Source organism: Devosia sp. Z6_126 (assembly GCF_058133495.1).
Genome location: NZ_JBYUNO010000005.1, coordinates 21,235 through 36,555, shown reverse-complemented (window position 1 = coordinate 36,555; position 15,321 = coordinate 21,235). Strand labels below are relative to the sequence as shown.

The window sequence follows — 15,321 nt, the reverse complement described above, 5'->3', positions numbered from 1 at the left end:
CGGCCTTCGCGTTGACGTCCGTGCAGATGAACTTTATTCCAAACCAGTAGGGCGTCAGCTTCCGAGGCTTCGGCAGGGTCTTCGCTATGGCGGAAATGGGGCGCGAAGCTGATGCTGCCTTGAGGCAACAAATGGCAGCTTGCCGGAGTTCGCGAGCCAGCCACGAACGACCAAAATGGGGTCGGTTGCCGCCTCTGATATTCTCGAGCAAAGTCCTCTATAAACGGCACAGCCTACCTGCACATCAAAGGTGTGCCGGGCGACACATAGGTCGCCCGGTAAAGGTCCGAACAGAGAATCCGATCAGTAGGCGGCAGTGAACCGCACGCGACTATGCCGATGTTGTTCAAGTTCGTCGACCATGGCGATTGCATAATCCGCAAAGCTGATTTTGCTGACACCAGCCTCATCAACAACCAGCTTGTCATCGCCCAGGCGGTAGTGACCAAGACGCGGGCCAGCAAAAAAGTCAGCGGCCGGCGAAAAGAAGATCCAGTCGATATCTTGCTCGGCACGAAGGTCTTCAAGGAAGGTGATGCCACCCTGCACAAAGGGTTTGGCTTCCTCGGGAAAGTCGGGCGCATCGATAAGCCGTACACCTGGTGCAACTTCCAGACTCCCTGCGCCCCCGGTGAACAGTACCCTGCCTATTCCAGCCTGCTTGACGGCAGACAATAGAGTTGCGGCAGGCACGTCGAAGCGCAAGGCGCTGATGACAGCGTCACTTCCGGCAATAACCTTGGAAAGCGCTGCAGGATCGAATGCGTCAGCACTGACTGCGGTTACTTCCGGAGCACGGGGCACGGCATCCGGGTTCTGGTCCACTGCGAGCACCGCGTGCCCCCGGCGTGCAAGCTCCTTGGTGATTTCCGAACCGGCGCGTCCGCTTGCTCCGAGTACTGCGATTTTCATTTGTCGTCTCCTGTGGTAGTAACCATTGGAAACTTAGTTATAGGTAGAAACGACACATGCAAGACGGCACTTTCACCACATCAGGTTACGCCGGGGAAACCCGAACGGCACGCGGAACCGTCTTTGCCAGTGACTGTTCGACACGAAAGCTGCTCGACCGCATCGGTGACAAATGGAGCGTCCTGATCCTGCTTGTGCTGGGAGATTCAGAAGCCCGGTTCAACGAACTGAGGCGGCAAATCGGCGGCATTTCGCAGAAGATGCTAAGCCAAGCCCTTCAATCGCTTAGACGGGACGGGCTCATCACCCGCGAGGTTGAACCTACTACGCCGGTAACGGTCACCTATGCCATTACACCCCTTGGCGGTGAGCTCCTGACCGCACTGCGCTTGATGATCGACTGGGCCGAGACGAGGCTGCCGGAGGTTGAGGCTGCGCAGCGTATTCACGATGAGGCATCACGGTCGTCAGACCGATAAAACTATCGGATCGTTAGCTATTCCTAGCGGGATAAGCCGGTTCATAGACCGGAACCCATGCCAGCGAATGCCGGCCCACATGCAGCTCACTGAAGTGCACGTGTGACCGCTTTTGCGTTTCTCGTTCTCAACGACGAGCGTCTTGAATGGGGTCGTGAACTGCCGGACAAAGAGCCGCCATTCCTGGCTCGCGGATTGTTGCTCTTGCAGCTCGCTTTGGCTGAAGAAGAAACGAAGTGCGTAGCTCACAGAAGATCCTGCAGCCGCAGGAGGGCCCGCTTTCCATGCCGGCACTTCGCTCGTATTCGCGACTGAAACACCCTCAATAGCTCGATAAATTGTTAAATCGGGCTGCACCCCTTTCGGATATCTCTCCGGCGTGAAAAGCCGAACTTGAAGAACTTAGACAGGCGCAAGAACTCAGTCACTCCGTGATTAAAGGGGGCGCGATGGCCAAGATCCGATCTTGGTGGGCACTGGCGTTGGTGGTCGTCGTCCTGGGTGCAGTGGGGTTTCTGGCCTGGCAAAGACTATCCGCCGAAGACGAGTTACAAGGCATCGCCTCGGGCAACGGACGTATCGAGGCGACCGAGATCGATATCTCGGCGCTGTCGGCAGGCAGGATAGACCGCATCGAGGCGGAGGAAGGCGAGTTCGTGCACCAGGGCGATGTCCTGGTGCAGATGGACCTGATGCAGCTCGAGGCCCGCAAGCACCAGGCTGAGGCAGAGCTGCGCCGTGCAACGATTGGCGTGGAAACGGCAAACAACCTTGTCACCCAGGCCGAGGCCGAGCAACGGGCGGCGGCTGCTGCCATCGAGCAGGCCGAGGCAGCGCGGGCAGCAGCGGCAGCGCGGCTAGCACGTACGGAGGCGCTGGCCGGAAAGGACGTCGCAACGCAACAGTCGCTGGACGATGCGACTGCCCAAAACCAGCAGGCCGAGGCCGCAGTGGCCTCGGCCGAGGCGGCGCTGGCGGCCAGCGAGGCCAAGATCAACACCGCCCGCGCCCAGGTCGTGGACGCAGAAGCCGCGGTCGAGGCGGCACAGGCTGCCCTTGAAGCGGTGCAGGTCTCCATCGATGACGCCACCTTAGAGTCCCCGCGCGACGGCCGGGTTCAATATCGCATCGCGCAAGATGGAGAGGTGGTTGGAGCTGGCAGCCGCATCCTTAATCTCGTCGATCTCGAGGATGTCTACATGACCTTCTTCCTTCCAACCGCCGTAGTAGGGCAGCTGGATGTCGGGGCTGAAGCCCGGCTGGTTCTGGATGCTGCACCCGAATATGTCATTCCTGCCCGCATCTCCTATGTCGCCGATGTCGCGCAGTTCACCCCCAAGACCATCGAGACAGCCGATGAGCGCGAAAAGCTGATGTTCCGCGTGCGCGCCCAGGTTGATCCGGCGTTGCTTGAAAAATACAGCAACTTTGTTAAGACCGGCATGTCCGGCACGGCCTACGTCCGCATTGATCCCAATGTCGAGTGGCCACAGTCCTTGGACAACCTGCTCCAATGAGCGCCCCGCAACGACACGCAGAGCCGGTCGTTGCCGTCGCCGACGTGTCGCACAGTTTTGGCAAGACCATTGCCCTCGATCAGGTGACGCTGGACATACCTCGGGGCCGAATGGTCGGCCTGATCGGTCCCGACGGCGTCGGCAAGTCCACATTGCTCTCCCTGATCGGCGGTGCACGAACCATCCAGCAAGGAAAGGTGATTTGTTTTGGCGGCGACATGGCGGATGCCCGGCACCGTCGCCGCACCTGCCCGCAGATCGCCTACATGCCTCAGGGACTGGGCAAGAACCTTTATCCGGCGCTGTCGGTTGGCGAGAACCTGGATTTCTTCGGCCGGCTTTTCGGCCATGAACCGGCCGAGCGTGAGCGGCGCATCACCTCATTGCTGGCGGCGACAGACATGTCCCCCTTCCGCGACCGTCCGGCGGGCAAGCTTTCAGGGGGAATGAAGCAGAAGCTGGGTCTCTGCTGCGCGCTGATCCACGACCCCGATCTTCTGATCCTGGACGAGCCCACGACGGGGGTCGACCCGCTGTCGCGCCGGCAGTTCTGGGAGTTGATCAAACGCATCCGCCGCGAGCGGCCGACCATGAGCGTTATCGTGGCGACCGCCTACCTGGAGGAAGCGGGGAGCTTTGACTGGCTTGTGGCGATGGACGCAGGGCGCATCCTGGCCAGGGGAACTCTTGGCGAGCTGCTGGCAAGCACCGGGACCGACGACTTGGACGCTGCCTTCGTCGCGCTGCTGCCCCCAAGCAAGAGCGCGGGCCACGAACCGGTGACAATCACTCCGCGCCCGCCCAGCCCGGAAGTCGCCATCGAGGCGCAGCACCTGACCAAGCGCTTCGGCGACTTCACCGCCGTGGACGATGTCAGCTTCAGCATCGGCAAAGGCGAAATCTTCGGCTTTCTGGGATCCAATGGCTGCGGCAAGACGACCACCATGAAGCTACTGACCGGGCTTCTCGAACCTTCGGAAGGCAGTGCCGAGCTTTTCGGCGAGAAGCTGGACTCCGGGGACATGGCTGTCCGCCGCCGGGTCGGCTATATGAGCCAGTCCTTCTCGCTATACTCGGAACTGACGGTTCGGCAGAACCTTATTCTGCACGCACGCCTGTTCGACCTTGCAGCGGACACAATTCCGCAAAGGGTGGAAACAGTGCTCGATCGGTTCGGCCTCAGGGACGAGGCCGAAGATCTTCCCGGCGATCTTCCCCTGGGAATCCGGCAGCGGCTGTCGCTGGCTGTGGCGATGATGCATGGACCGGAACTGCTGATCCTCGATGAACCTACCTCTGGCGTCGATCCGATTGCCCGAGACGGCTTTTGGCGCATGTTGGGCAGGCTCTCGCGCGAGGATAGGGTCACGATCTTCGTGTCTACCCACTTCATGAACGAAGCGGAGCTTTGCGACCGCATCTCGCTGATGCACGCCGGGCGCGTGTTGGTCAGCGATAGGGCGGACGCGATCAAGCAAAGCAAGGGGGCCGGCACGCTGGACGAGGCTTTCATAGCCTATCTGCAGGAGGCCATGGGTCCACAACTGGATGAAGGGGCCAAGACGGAAGATGCCGCGTTGACCTTGTCACCCGGCGAGGCCTCCCTTGCCCCCGGTTCGAAGTCGCCCGGCTTCAGCCTGCGGCGGCTGTTCAGCTATTCGTGGATCGAGGCGTTGCAACTGCGACGCGACCCCGTCCGTCTGACCATGGCGGCGATCGGGAGTGTGATCCTGATGTTCGTGATCGGCTATGGCATCAACATGGATGTCAAGGACCTGAACTTTGCGGTCCTCGACCGCGACCAGACCAGCGCCAGCCGCGACTACATCCTCGACCTCGCGGGATCATCCTATTTCAACGAGACCGAGCCGCTGACGAGTTATGAGGACCTTGATGCCCGGATGAAGACCGGCACCCTAAGCCTTGCTATCGAAATCCCCCCCGGCTTTGCGCGCGACCTGGCTCGTGGCCGTCCGGTCGAGATCGGGGCCTGGATCGACGGGGCCAATCCAAGTCGCGCCGAGACGGTGCAGGGCTATGTGCAGGGGATCCACGCAGACTGGCTGACGCGACAGGCCCGCACTTTGTACGGCGATGCAGCCGTGCAGGGCGATTTCGCGATCGAAGCACGCTTCCGCTACAATCCCGACGTCAAAAGTATCGTCGCCATCGTTCCGGCCGTGATCCCGCTGCTGCTACTGGTCATCCCGGCCATGCTGACCTCCCTCAGTGTTGTGCGGGAAAAGGAACTTGGCTCGATCATCAATTTCTACGTCACTCCCGTGACCAGGGTCGAGTTCCTGCTGGGCAAGCAGCTACCCTATGTGATCCTGGCCATGCTGAACTTTCTCACCCTGACGGCTTTGGCCATGCTGGCGATGCGCGTGCCCTTTACCGGCAGCTTTCTTGCCTTCTCGCTGGCTGCCTTGCTGTATGTCATCGCCGCGACAGGGCTCGGGCTGCTGACCTCAACCTTCCTGCGCAGCCAGGTCGCGGCGCTGTTTGCGACCGCGCTGATCACGATCATTCCGGCAGCCCAGTATTCCGGCTTGATCAACCCGGTATCGTCCCTGCAGGGGGCGGGCCGCATCATCGGCGAAATCTTTCCGACGACCTGGTTCATCATCGTTTCGCGCGGTGCCTTTGCCAAGGGACTGGGGCTGGACGATCTCGGAATGTCGCTTGTCGCCCTGGCAGCCGCAGTACCGGTGATCCTGGGATTGAGCGTCCTTTTGCTGCGGAAACAGGACAGATGAGGCTGAGCAACATTTGGAACCTGGGTGTCAAGGAGTTGCAGGGGCTGTGGCGCGATCCCGCACTGCTGCTGCTGATCGTTTATGCCTTCTCGCTCTCCATCTATACAGCCGCCCGCGCCTCCCCGGACAACTTGTCGAATGCTACCATCGGCATTGTTGACGAGGACCGCTCGACGCTTTCCGATCGCATCGCCGCCGCATTCATGCCGCCCCACTTCGTGCCGGAGCAGATCACCACGTCCGAGATGGACAGCCGTATGGACCAGGGCCGCGACACCTTTACGCTCGACATCCCTCCCGATTTCGAACGCGATCTGCTGGCAGGTCATGCGCCCGCGATCCAGTTGAACATCGATGCCACACGGATGAGCCAGGCCTTTACGGGCAGCGGCTATATCCAGCAGATCCTCAACGCGGAAGTCGCGGAATTCCTAGCGGGCTACCGCGCGCCGACCTCTCTGCCAGTGGCACTGGAGCTGCGGTCGCGCTACAACCCTGAGCTTGATCCAGGCTGGTTCGGGGCCATTTCCAGCGTGATCACCTCGATAACCATGCTGTCCCTGATCCTGACGGGAGCCGCCCTGATCCGTGAAAAGGAGCATGGCACCGTCGAGCATCTGCTCGTCATGCCCGTCACGGCGGCCGAGATCATGCTGTCCAAGATCTGGTCGATGGGACTGGTTGTGCTTCTGGCATCGGCCTTTGCGATCATCGTCGTGGTGCAGATGCTTCTGCAGGTGCCGGTGGCGGGCTCACTGCCCCTGTTTATCCTTGCCTCGGTGCTGATGCTATTTGCCATGACCTCGATGGGCATCTTCCTTGCCACGGTCGCCGGCTCGATGCCGCAGTTCGGCCTGCTGATCATGCTGGTGCTGCTGCCGCTGCAAATCCTGTCGGGCGCCATGACCCCGCGTGAAAGCATGCCCCGGATCATCCAGGACATCATGCTCCTAGCACCCAACACGCATTTCGTAATACTCTCGCAAGGCATCCTGTTCCGCGGCGCTGGCTTGGACGTGGTCTGGCCCAATCTGTTGGGGCTTGCGCTCATTGGAGCCGGACTATTCGCCCTTGCATTGCGTCAGTTCCGCCGCTTCTTGACGTGACCCGCGCCCAGCCGCTTTCAGACAAACTTGACAGTGCGCTATATCTTAAATGCGCTCATTTGCCGTCGGGCTGAAAGGCGCCCCATGCACGAACCCGCTTCGCAGGAGGGTGAGCGCGGTTGGTTCAGCGTCATCATTTAAGCCTTTGAGCGGCTGAGGTCGCAATCGGAGCATGGAGTTCCCCTTCAACGAGAGGAACTCCCCATGGTTACGTCATCGATCGATGCTCCCACCACGCCGCTCCGCCAACGCATGCAGCAGGACATGCTGATGCGTGGTTTTGGCATCCACACCCAGCACGATTATGTCCGTCACGTTCGGCGCTTCGCCGTCTTTCTGGGGCAGAGCCCCGATACGGCCACCCCCGATGATATTCGCCGCTACCAGCTTTCTCAGCATGAGAGCGGTGTCAGCCCCTCCACGATCAATGGTGCGGTCTCGGCATTGCGCTTCCTGTTCAAGCATCCGTTTCCCCTAATTGGATTTCTGCAGCACGGCTTCGGAAATAAGACCAATCGCCTTTTCCTCTGAATTATCTATGGCATCTCTCGCCTGCTGCAGAAGTTTGGCATTCAGACGAAGCTCACGCTGGGCGTATCTAAAGCTGAGCTTCTGGAATTGACTGTACGGGGCACAATGCTGGCGATGATCGCAGGCACGGCAGCGCAAGGGGAAAGCTCTACCGATCATGACGCAAACTCGGCTTGGGTGCCTTGGGAAGCGCCTTGGACGGACGCTTACGCAACCGGTTCCGCGGTGCCGGCCGGGAGGATTGGTCACCCAGCACGCCGACAACATCGACCCCGGACAGCACTCTGTCGGCGATCAGCCTGTCGGCCAGGTGCAGCACCAGACCGCGGTCAGCCTCGACAATGGCAATGGCCCGCTTGAGCAGGCGACGCAATTCAGAGTTGACTGCCATGAATGCATCGGCCGGCCGGATCCCCAGCGCTGGTGCGAATACCAGGTTGTCGCGCAGACCCTGGCGCTCATGAGCCGCCATGAGCATTTCTGTGGCAGTGGCCAGGTCCCCTTCGGCCCCTGCGTTGGCCCCCTCCCCCAGAACGATATCCGCGGCCCGGCCACCAAGCGTAACTGTCACCATGTCCAGAAGGCGCTCCCAGGTCGGCACGACCGTCGTCAGCCTGGTCCATGTCCGACCGCCCGAAGCTCCGTCGGGAATGATGGAGACGCTTTCGACCATCTGACCGAGCCGATGGGCGACCACGGCGTGACCGATCTCGTGCAGGGCGATGGCGCGGATATCGGCGGGCGTACGGTCGTCCTCCGGCACCATTTGCCCAAGAATGTCGCCTAGCTCGAGTGGACGGTCCTTGTTGCGTGCCGTGCCGCGCGCCTCCTTCAGCCACCCTTCGACCATAGCAGGCGTGGCACCACGACCCGCTCGACCCAGCCTACCCAGATCGATGTCGCCCAGATCGTCCTTGAGGTAATAGCGCAAGAGCGCAATGACCTCGTCCTCGGTCTGCGGTGGGAGAACCGAGACACGCTGCTGCAGGCGGCCGGGACGCACCAGAGCGCTGTCGAGATGAGCATAATAGTTGGTGGCACCGAGCAGCAGGACCTTCCTGTTGGACTTTCTAAGTCGGTCGATCTCCGTGAGGAACAGGTTGATGACCGGGGTCCACCAATCCCGGCCGCGATTGTCCATGGTGGCGCGATTGGGAAGGGCATCGAGTTCGTCCATGAATCCGACGGCCGGTTCGGAGGCCAGGATCTGATCGATGAAGCTCGTCAGGTTCCGGGCCACGCCGCCAAGCGCGCCGTCGCCAATGGTGAACCAGGTGCCCACCGATGTGGGCACGAAGCTCCAGTCGGCGGTCCGCGCCAGGCTTTCGGCGATCAGCGTCTTTCCGGTCCCGGGCGGGCCCTCCAGCATGGCAAACACCAGTTGGTCCGGCGGCAAGGCTCCGGTCTTGACCGCCTCCAGATCGGCCAGGACGTCGGTCGTCCACTTGCGCACGACATCGGTCAGCGGCAATGTTGACAGCAAGGGAACAGACGAGACCTGACGATGAGGCCGGCGGGCAACCGCGCGTAGCAGATTGTCCACGCATTGCCGCGCCGTCAGTTCCTGACGCACCACGCTGGTAATCACCGGCAGGTCGAGACCGGCCATCTCGCCGGTGACGCCACGTGCCACGCCGCCGGTGACCCGACGGATAACCTTGCCCAGCAAAGCCGGGGTCAGGGCGGGAATGGTGATGGTGATATCGGCAGCCGCCAGCACGGCTTCGTCGAGTAATTCTTTCGGATCCTGGCAGATGTAGAGCACGCTACGCCCCTGCCGGAGATACTTGAGCTCGTCGTCACCGACGCGATGGAGAATACCACCCTGCTTGACGCGCTCGGTTACCGTCCTGACGGCCGGCGCACGCTCCATGTGCTTGATCCTGGAAGCAATGATCCCGACCCAGTTCTTGCCGGGCACCTTGACGATGATGACGCTGGGATGGCGCTTGAGAACGGCGCGACTCCTGCGGGTCAGAGCGGCCTCCATTGCGGTGAGCGCCAGCGCCTCGGCGGCGTTTTCCCGTGCCGGTTGGGGCGTGTCGGGATTGTCGAAGTCGGGAATTTCGTCGTCGATATCGTCAGTGTCGAACAGGTCGGACATGGCGGCAGTCTCCTGGCGCCGGAGCGGTCCTGCTGGACCGATCCGCGCGGAATGGTTCTCGGGAATGGAGGAGGTCGAGCCGAGCGAGGCTCCGTCAGGACGCTATGAGCGCCGCGGTGTCGGGGTCATAGCCGCCGTCGGGATCGATAGGCGCCAGCCGGCCAGCCCCTTGCCTTTGGAGCCACAACAGAACTGGGCCGCCGCGCTGCCGCTCGGGAACACCAGGTCGCGGCTGGTCATGTAGCTCTGACCATCGACCGAGGACACCAGCAGGCCGGCATGCAGCCAAGCCGAGCGCAGAAAGCGCGCGCTGGCATTGGCGCTGGCCACGGTCTCGGGCCGCACTTCGGATCCCTGCAGCAGCACCCAACGATCTTCCGACTGCCGCGCCGCCAGGGCGATACGCCCGCCGCCGAAGCCAAGCTCCAGGACCTCGCCGTCCGGAATGTCATGCAGTGGGCGCAACGGCTCGACCCGGCCCGGTTCGGTGCGAGGACCGGCCAGCACGGAACGGGCCGAGCCGGTAGTGAACAGGATCCCGTGATGCCGCAGGGCGAGGCAGGCCTGGGCGACGAAGGCGTCCAGCTCGCTGTAGCGCTGCGGATCGACCGGGGCGCCATCAGGCACGCCATTGAGGACAACCCGCTCCCGGCTCGCGGCGACCCGCGACCACAGCATCCGCTCGGCGGCACTGGCGTCGGCCTCGGTCAGGTTGCCATTGGCATCAGGGATCACAAAGATGGTGTCGATGGCTTCGATCGGTTGCTGGCCTGCGGCGATCCGCATGCCGGCGTCGCTGCCCATGCCGATATAGCAGGAACTGCCGTTGATCAGGCCATAAATGCCGGGCCGCCGCAAGGCGTCCATACGGGCAAAAGCGCGGCGCGCGACGCCGGATCCGACCACGAGCGTGGCCGAGAACGGGTTGACGTCAAGCCGGTCCAGCCCCGCCGGAACATTGACGTCAGCTGTCGGTGCAGCTGCGGCACGCCCCAACCCGTCTGGCAGGTTGGGGACTGGCTCGACGCTGCCATCGGGATCCGGCTCGGACTCGGCCCGGCGCACGACTGTGTTGGCGTCCAGCACGCCACGGACCTCCACGACCAGGATATTGAGCCCGACCAGGACCATGATGGCGCCCACCGGATCGGGATGGCCCGGCAGTTCGGCGATGATGTCGCCAATGCTGGCGCTGCCGGCCGCGTCGACGATGCTCAGGATCTGGACCTGGACCGATGGCGACACCAGCGCATGCTGCACCAGTCCGCCCATCAGCGGCGGCGCTTAGGTCTGGAAAGGATGCGGATAGGACTTGCCCGACGCACCGGCGCCGGTAAAAGAAGAGTTAGCCATGTTGACCTCTGTGTCTGCAGGGGAGGCATGGTCAGGCTGGCGGAAGTGTTGGAAGCGCTTCCGTCGGCCGCCTGTTGGAAGCAGGTGGACCCGACCAATCGAGCCAGTTCGGCGCGACGCCTTCGAACATGAGGATCCGTTTCGTCTAGTCAAGCGGACCTCTGCAGTTAAGGTTAATGGCCGCATTCAACGTCCGCACTGCCGGTGACCTGATCTCTTAGGTACGCCGTTCACTGAAGCAGTGCATGAACAACGCACGATCGTTGTTCAAAAACGGATCCACAATCCGCCCATAAGAGCCGCGAAATTGCAGCGGGTGCCCGACATCCAAGCCCCTTGTCAGCGTGCTCACATTTGCACTTGTCAGCAAAATAGCTTGCTGACTTGCTAGCTTGTTATCAAATAAACAATGCTTCTGTCCGAAGGGCTCCTTATGCCGTCGGCTTCCGGCCGTGGCGCACCAGGATATCGTTGATCGCCTGCACCAGAAGCCCTTGCATGGACGTGTCCAGGTCGATCGCCAGCCGCTTGAGATCAGCCCGCGCGGTCTTGTTGACCCGGACCAGGATGCCCTTCGAAGTAGGCGACGGTTCCTGATCGGACATATTGTCGAAGGGGTCGGAAGCCGGATCCCACATGGGGGAGAGCTCGGCTCTCTTTACGGCCTCGGCCAAACTCCTCGGCTTCATGATACCTTCCTTTCGTCGCCCACAGCCTTGCCAAGGCTGTCCCACAGCGCCTCGTATTCCCTGGCCGCCGCGCCTACCGGAACCAGCTCGGCCACGCTCCTGCCGCTTGCTGCGGCCGCGATAATGACGTGGCGCTGGGTAATCTGCTGCCGCCACACCGCTGCACCGGCGGAGTTCAGCGCACCGCGGGCATCCCGGACCAGCGGACTCTCCTGACCTTCGCGCATGGCGGGCGCGGCATTGATGACGACCGCGGACCGCCGACCCACTGTTTGCAGCCACGACACCCAGTCGAGCGCGACGCGTAAATCGAAGAAGGATACCCGGGTCGCTACGATCACGAGGTCGGATCGCCGCGCGATGGCAGCGCTATGGGCATTAATGACCGGCGCATTGTCGATGATGGCGAAGTCGTAGCCGAACCGCTCGGCCTTGCGCAGCAGGGCTTCAACCTGTTCCGGTGTGGCTGGTTTGACCCGGATATCATCGCTGCCGCGCAGACTGCTCCAGGCCTTGAGCGAACCCTGCGGATCGGCATCGACCAGCAGCACCCGATATCGTCGGGCCTGGCCCGCATAGGCGAGATGGAAGCCGGTCGTGGACTTGCCCGCGCCACCCTTCCCCATCATCGTCATCACCTTCATTCTCGTCCTCCATAGTTTTGACGGACACTGCAGAGGTGTTCTGCGCAAGTCGCTTGCGGACGCTCACTTGCTAGCAAGTGAGCAAGCTTGGTGCCAAAGCGGCGGTCAAAACCAAATCGCGTCATTGGGCGCCTCCGGACTTCTTTCGTCCGCGTGATCGCCGCGCCTTGGCCAGCGCGTCGAAGTCAAGCTCGTGGAACACCGTCCAGTCGATAGCCTCAGGCAGTTCACGATTGAACAGTCGCTGACTTTCCACGGCATTGATGGCCTTGTGGCCATAGTCGTCATGGACATCAGCCAGTTCGTGTCCGACCTGCAGACGCCGCGCCCTCGCATCGACTTCACCTTCGCGGAAATCGTCGATGGCATCGCCGCGCAGGCTGTGAAAGGTCTCGGTGTGGGCGCCATGGGCGCCGGCCTTGCGCAGCAGGACGTTCAAGACCTTGGAAAGGTATTTGGCCGGATCGAGATGTTCATGGACGGCCGCAAAAATCCATCCCTGTTGGCTCATGGCCCAGTCAACGAAGCCGATCTCAACCAGCAGGCTGTGCAGCACGAAATAGGTCATGCTTTCATCGGTCTTGATCGGCACCCGCTGCCACGACCGGCCGTCGAATGCGATGCCGCTGGACTGCGCAACATAGACGCCGTGCTTGAGCCGGATGTCCTGTCCTTGCAGGAACAGCAGCTGGCCTAGCCGCCGCCCGGTCAAATAGCTGAGCAGGGGAATGACAGCCTCGTCGAGCAGGCCGGACTGCGTTCCCAGTGCAAAGGTCCGGTCCAGCACGTCGAGGCCGATGCCTTCGCAGGGCGTCGACGGCTTCAGACTTGCGGGCCAGCGAATGCGCACGCCCACGAACGGGTCCCGGAAGCCGATCTCCTCCATGCGGTAGCGGACGACGGTGCGGACATTGGCGACATAGCCATCCTGCAAGGTCTTGCGGGCGATCGGCAGCGCCGTGCGGTTTCGGCTGCCCGCAATGATCTGGGCGGTTGACAGTTCAGCCATGCCGGCGCGCTTGGTGACATTGCCCGGCCAGTACTGCATTTCCGAAACATGGTCCTGCAGGTGCTTGCCGGTATACTGGTCAACAGGCAGGTCCCCCGCCAGCTCGAGGAAAGTCCTAGCACGCAGGCGCAACGACTTGAGCTCGGCGTGCTCCTCGCCGTCCGCCGCAATGCGCATCGTCAGATAGGCGGCCAGGTTTTCGCTGAAGGTAGGAACGCCGGACGCCCGATGGATTGCGGATGTAGCGGGCACCATTGGCGGCGGGGCCTGAACAGGGAGGATATCGCGGGAAGCGGTTGCGGTCAGCACAGCGGCAGCCCGTTCCCGGTCGCCGGCATGCTGCAGCACATCCTCCAGCGCCCCGCGCACCAATGCATCGGCATTGCCGGTGACTGCGGCGAGGCCTCCGGTACCCTTGCCGACCTCGCCTTCCACCAGGCGGAGCGTATCAAGAGCGGCCCCAAGGCCCCGGGCAATGCCCAATGCCTGCGACGGCTCGGCCATGGCTTTGCCGATCGCCGCCTGGCAGGCCGCCACCACCTGGGCCAGAATATCCTGGCCCTCGTCAACTGAACGCGTATTTTCCATCGCAACATGCTCCTTCGTCTCGGCCACTGCGAAGATCGCCCGACACATGGCGGCGAGCTGCAAGGCGAGACGCTCGGCATCGCGGCGCGGACGCGCCCCGATTGCCACACGAAGGATAGGGGTAGGCCTCGCAAGAACAAACCGAGATTTTACCAGGCTTGCCGGAAGCCGGATCTGGAAGCGCCATCCGGCCGGCGATCCGGTCAGGTGCCGGGACAGCCGTTGCCGCTTGGGCCGGTCCGGGGATGGTACATTGGGTGGTACAATTGGCGAATGGGACACGAACGACACCGTTGTGAGGGCGTCTGCATCGCGCGTAGTCCCGGAAATCGGGGACTTTTCAAACCGGGAGTCCGGGTAAGGAAATGGCGGAGAGGGAGGGATTCTCACCCCTTTTTCCGATAAGCCATTGTCCCATCATGAAATAAGAACAATAACGACTGTCCGTTGTGACAGTCAGCTGTGTCAGTAACTGCGCATCATGGTCTTCAAGTTTCCTTTTTTCCCAGGGTCCTGTTACCCCGCAGTATTGAATTGGATGCTGGAACCGGCGCCTACGAGTGGGAAGCCGGACGAGTGAAGGCCAACGCGAGCATAGCGCGATGGTGGCATCCGGTGTGATCATATCGAACTTGGAGCCTTGCTTGCTGATGTTCCAAAGCGTCAGGAGGCATTGCCGAGGCGCCGTCGGGTGACGCATCCCGGCGAGCGGCCCGTGCCCGACCCCGGGTGGGAGCGGTCAATGCACTTGCGACAGCACCTCGCCGCAGGCCTGCTTGCAGGAGCCGCGCGCTTCGGCGCAGAAGCGGCAATGCTCGTGTATCCCGGCACCCCGGCCGCATTCCTCGGCACAAGCATGGCAGACTTCGGCGCAGGCCGTTATGACGCCTCTGAGCACCTCGACATTGGAGCCGGTGCGCCGCGGCGCTATCGCCCCGGTGGCCGCGCAGATATCGGCACAATGGAGATTGATACACTGGGTGAGTTCGGCCACCCTGGCTTGACCTAGGCAGGCATCGGCACAGCTCATGTTTGAGCGCAGGAAAAGCACTCCTCAATGCAGCGCAGCAGCGCATCGGCGGTGCTGCGCTGAACATGTGGGTGGATGCTGATCATCTGGCAAACTTGCATAGCTTAGCTCCTCGGTTTGTTTGACCCTCCATGCCGAAGGGAACAGTCTCCCGAAGGTTGCCGAGCCCTCGTCCAGGCCAGTTCAGTTGCTCAGGCATCCTGCCCCCCAATTGAGCTCGGGCCCTCCATCAATGGTGAAGCTCTGGCCAGTCACATAACCCGCTTCACTGGACGCGAGATAAGGCGCTAGGCGCGCCACTTCCCAGGGCTCGCCAGGCCGGTGCCACGGAATTCGCCGCATTTCTTCCTCACGCTTTTGCATGTCGTCGGTGCGCTCTTGAGTCACGGGAGTGCGGATCAGCCCGGGCGCAATGGCGTTCACATTGGTGCGCAAGTCGGCGACTTCTAATGCCACGCTGCGGGTGAAGGTGAGCAGGCCCCTTTGCAGCGCCAAAGGATGAAGCCCCGGGGTCCGGATCGCCTCATGCACGGAGGTGATGTTGATGATCTTGCCGGCACCCCCCGTGTCGCGGCGGCGCCTAATGAACTCTCGGCTACAAAG

General features: G+C 62.0%; 12 protein-coding genes and 1 pseudogene. 5 read left to right on the top strand and 8 right to left on the bottom strand.

Annotation, left to right across the window (positions count from 1 at the left end):
• Window positions 1–303 precede the first annotated feature (303 nt).
• The gene (locus tag AC3YOG_RS18465; RefSeq protein ID WP_172122601.1) at window positions 304–912 is read right to left on the bottom strand and encodes an NAD(P)-dependent oxidoreductase; all 609 of its coding nucleotides are present in this window, start codon (window positions 910–912) and stop codon (window positions 304–306) included.
• A 56-nt stretch (window positions 913–968) separates the two neighbouring features.
• Here AC3YOG_RS18465 and AC3YOG_RS18460 point away from each other — a divergent pair, with 56 nt between their 5' ends.
• The 5 genes from AC3YOG_RS18460 (at window position 969) to AC3YOG_RS18440 (ending at window position 7,301) form a co-directional block, all read left to right on the top strand.
• A complete protein-coding gene (locus AC3YOG_RS18460; RefSeq protein WP_489936142.1) occupies window positions 969–1,391 on the top strand; it encodes a winged helix-turn-helix transcriptional regulator in 423 nt (140 codons plus the stop codon).
• A gap of 449 nt (window positions 1,392–1,840) precedes the next feature.
• Window positions 1,841–2,908, top strand: coding sequence for an HlyD family secretion protein (locus AC3YOG_RS18455; RefSeq protein ID WP_489936141.1), 1,068 nt, complete (start codon window positions 1,841–1,843; stop codon window positions 2,906–2,908).
• Entirely contained in the window at window positions 2,905–5,664 is a 2,760-nt protein-coding gene (gene rbbA, locus AC3YOG_RS18450; protein WP_489936140.1) for a ribosome-associated ATPase/putative transporter RbbA, read from the top strand. The genes AC3YOG_RS18455 and rbbA overlap by 4 nt, the downstream gene beginning before the upstream one ends.
• Window positions 5,661–6,770, top strand: coding sequence for an ABC transporter permease (locus AC3YOG_RS18445; RefSeq protein WP_489936139.1), 1,110 nt, complete (start codon window positions 5,661–5,663; stop codon window positions 6,768–6,770). The genes rbbA and AC3YOG_RS18445 overlap by 4 nt, the downstream gene beginning before the upstream one ends.
• A gap of 204 nt (window positions 6,771–6,974) precedes the next feature.
• A complete protein-coding gene (locus AC3YOG_RS18440; protein ID WP_489936138.1) occupies window positions 6,975–7,301 on the top strand; it encodes a site-specific integrase in 327 nt (108 codons plus the stop codon).
• A gap of 148 nt (window positions 7,302–7,449) precedes the next feature.
• Here AC3YOG_RS18440 and AC3YOG_RS18435 read toward each other — a convergent pair whose 3' ends face one another.
• From AC3YOG_RS18435 to AC3YOG_RS18405, 7 genes and pseudogenes are all read right to left on the bottom strand, one after another.
• A complete protein-coding gene (locus tag AC3YOG_RS18435) occupies window positions 7,450–9,405 on the bottom strand; it encodes an AAA family ATPase (protein ID WP_489936137.1) in 1,956 nt (651 codons plus the stop codon).
• A 102-nt stretch (window positions 9,406–9,507) separates the two neighbouring features.
• Entirely contained in the window at window positions 9,508–10,677 is a 1,170-nt protein-coding gene (locus AC3YOG_RS18430) for a DUF4357 domain-containing protein (RefSeq protein ID WP_489936136.1), read from the bottom strand.
• A gap of 512 nt (window positions 10,678–11,189) precedes the next feature.
• A complete protein-coding gene (locus AC3YOG_RS18425) occupies window positions 11,190–11,447 on the bottom strand; it encodes a ribbon-helix-helix domain-containing protein (protein ID WP_489936135.1) in 258 nt (85 codons plus the stop codon).
• Entirely contained in the window at window positions 11,444–12,091 is a 648-nt protein-coding gene (locus AC3YOG_RS18420; RefSeq protein WP_489936134.1) for an AAA family ATPase, read from the bottom strand. Before AC3YOG_RS18420 ends, AC3YOG_RS18425 begins: the two co-directional genes overlap by 4 nt.
• Before the next feature lie 121 nt (window positions 12,092–12,212).
• Window positions 12,213–13,688 carry a hypothetical protein gene (locus AC3YOG_RS18415; protein ID WP_489936133.1) on the bottom strand — a complete coding sequence of 492 codons (1,476 nt, stop codon included), beginning with the start codon at window positions 13,686–13,688 and terminating at the stop codon, window positions 12,213–12,215.
• A 739-nt stretch (window positions 13,689–14,427) separates the two neighbouring features.
• Complete coding sequence (locus tag AC3YOG_RS18410) at window positions 14,428–14,682, bottom strand: four-helix bundle copper-binding protein (protein WP_489936132.1); 255 nt, start codon at window positions 14,680–14,682, stop codon at window positions 14,428–14,430.
• 219 nt (window positions 14,683–14,901) lie between these two features.
• Window positions 14,902–15,318, bottom strand: a pseudogene (locus AC3YOG_RS18405) (SDR family oxidoreductase); the annotation flags it as partial.
• Window positions 15,319–15,321 lie beyond the last annotated feature (3 nt).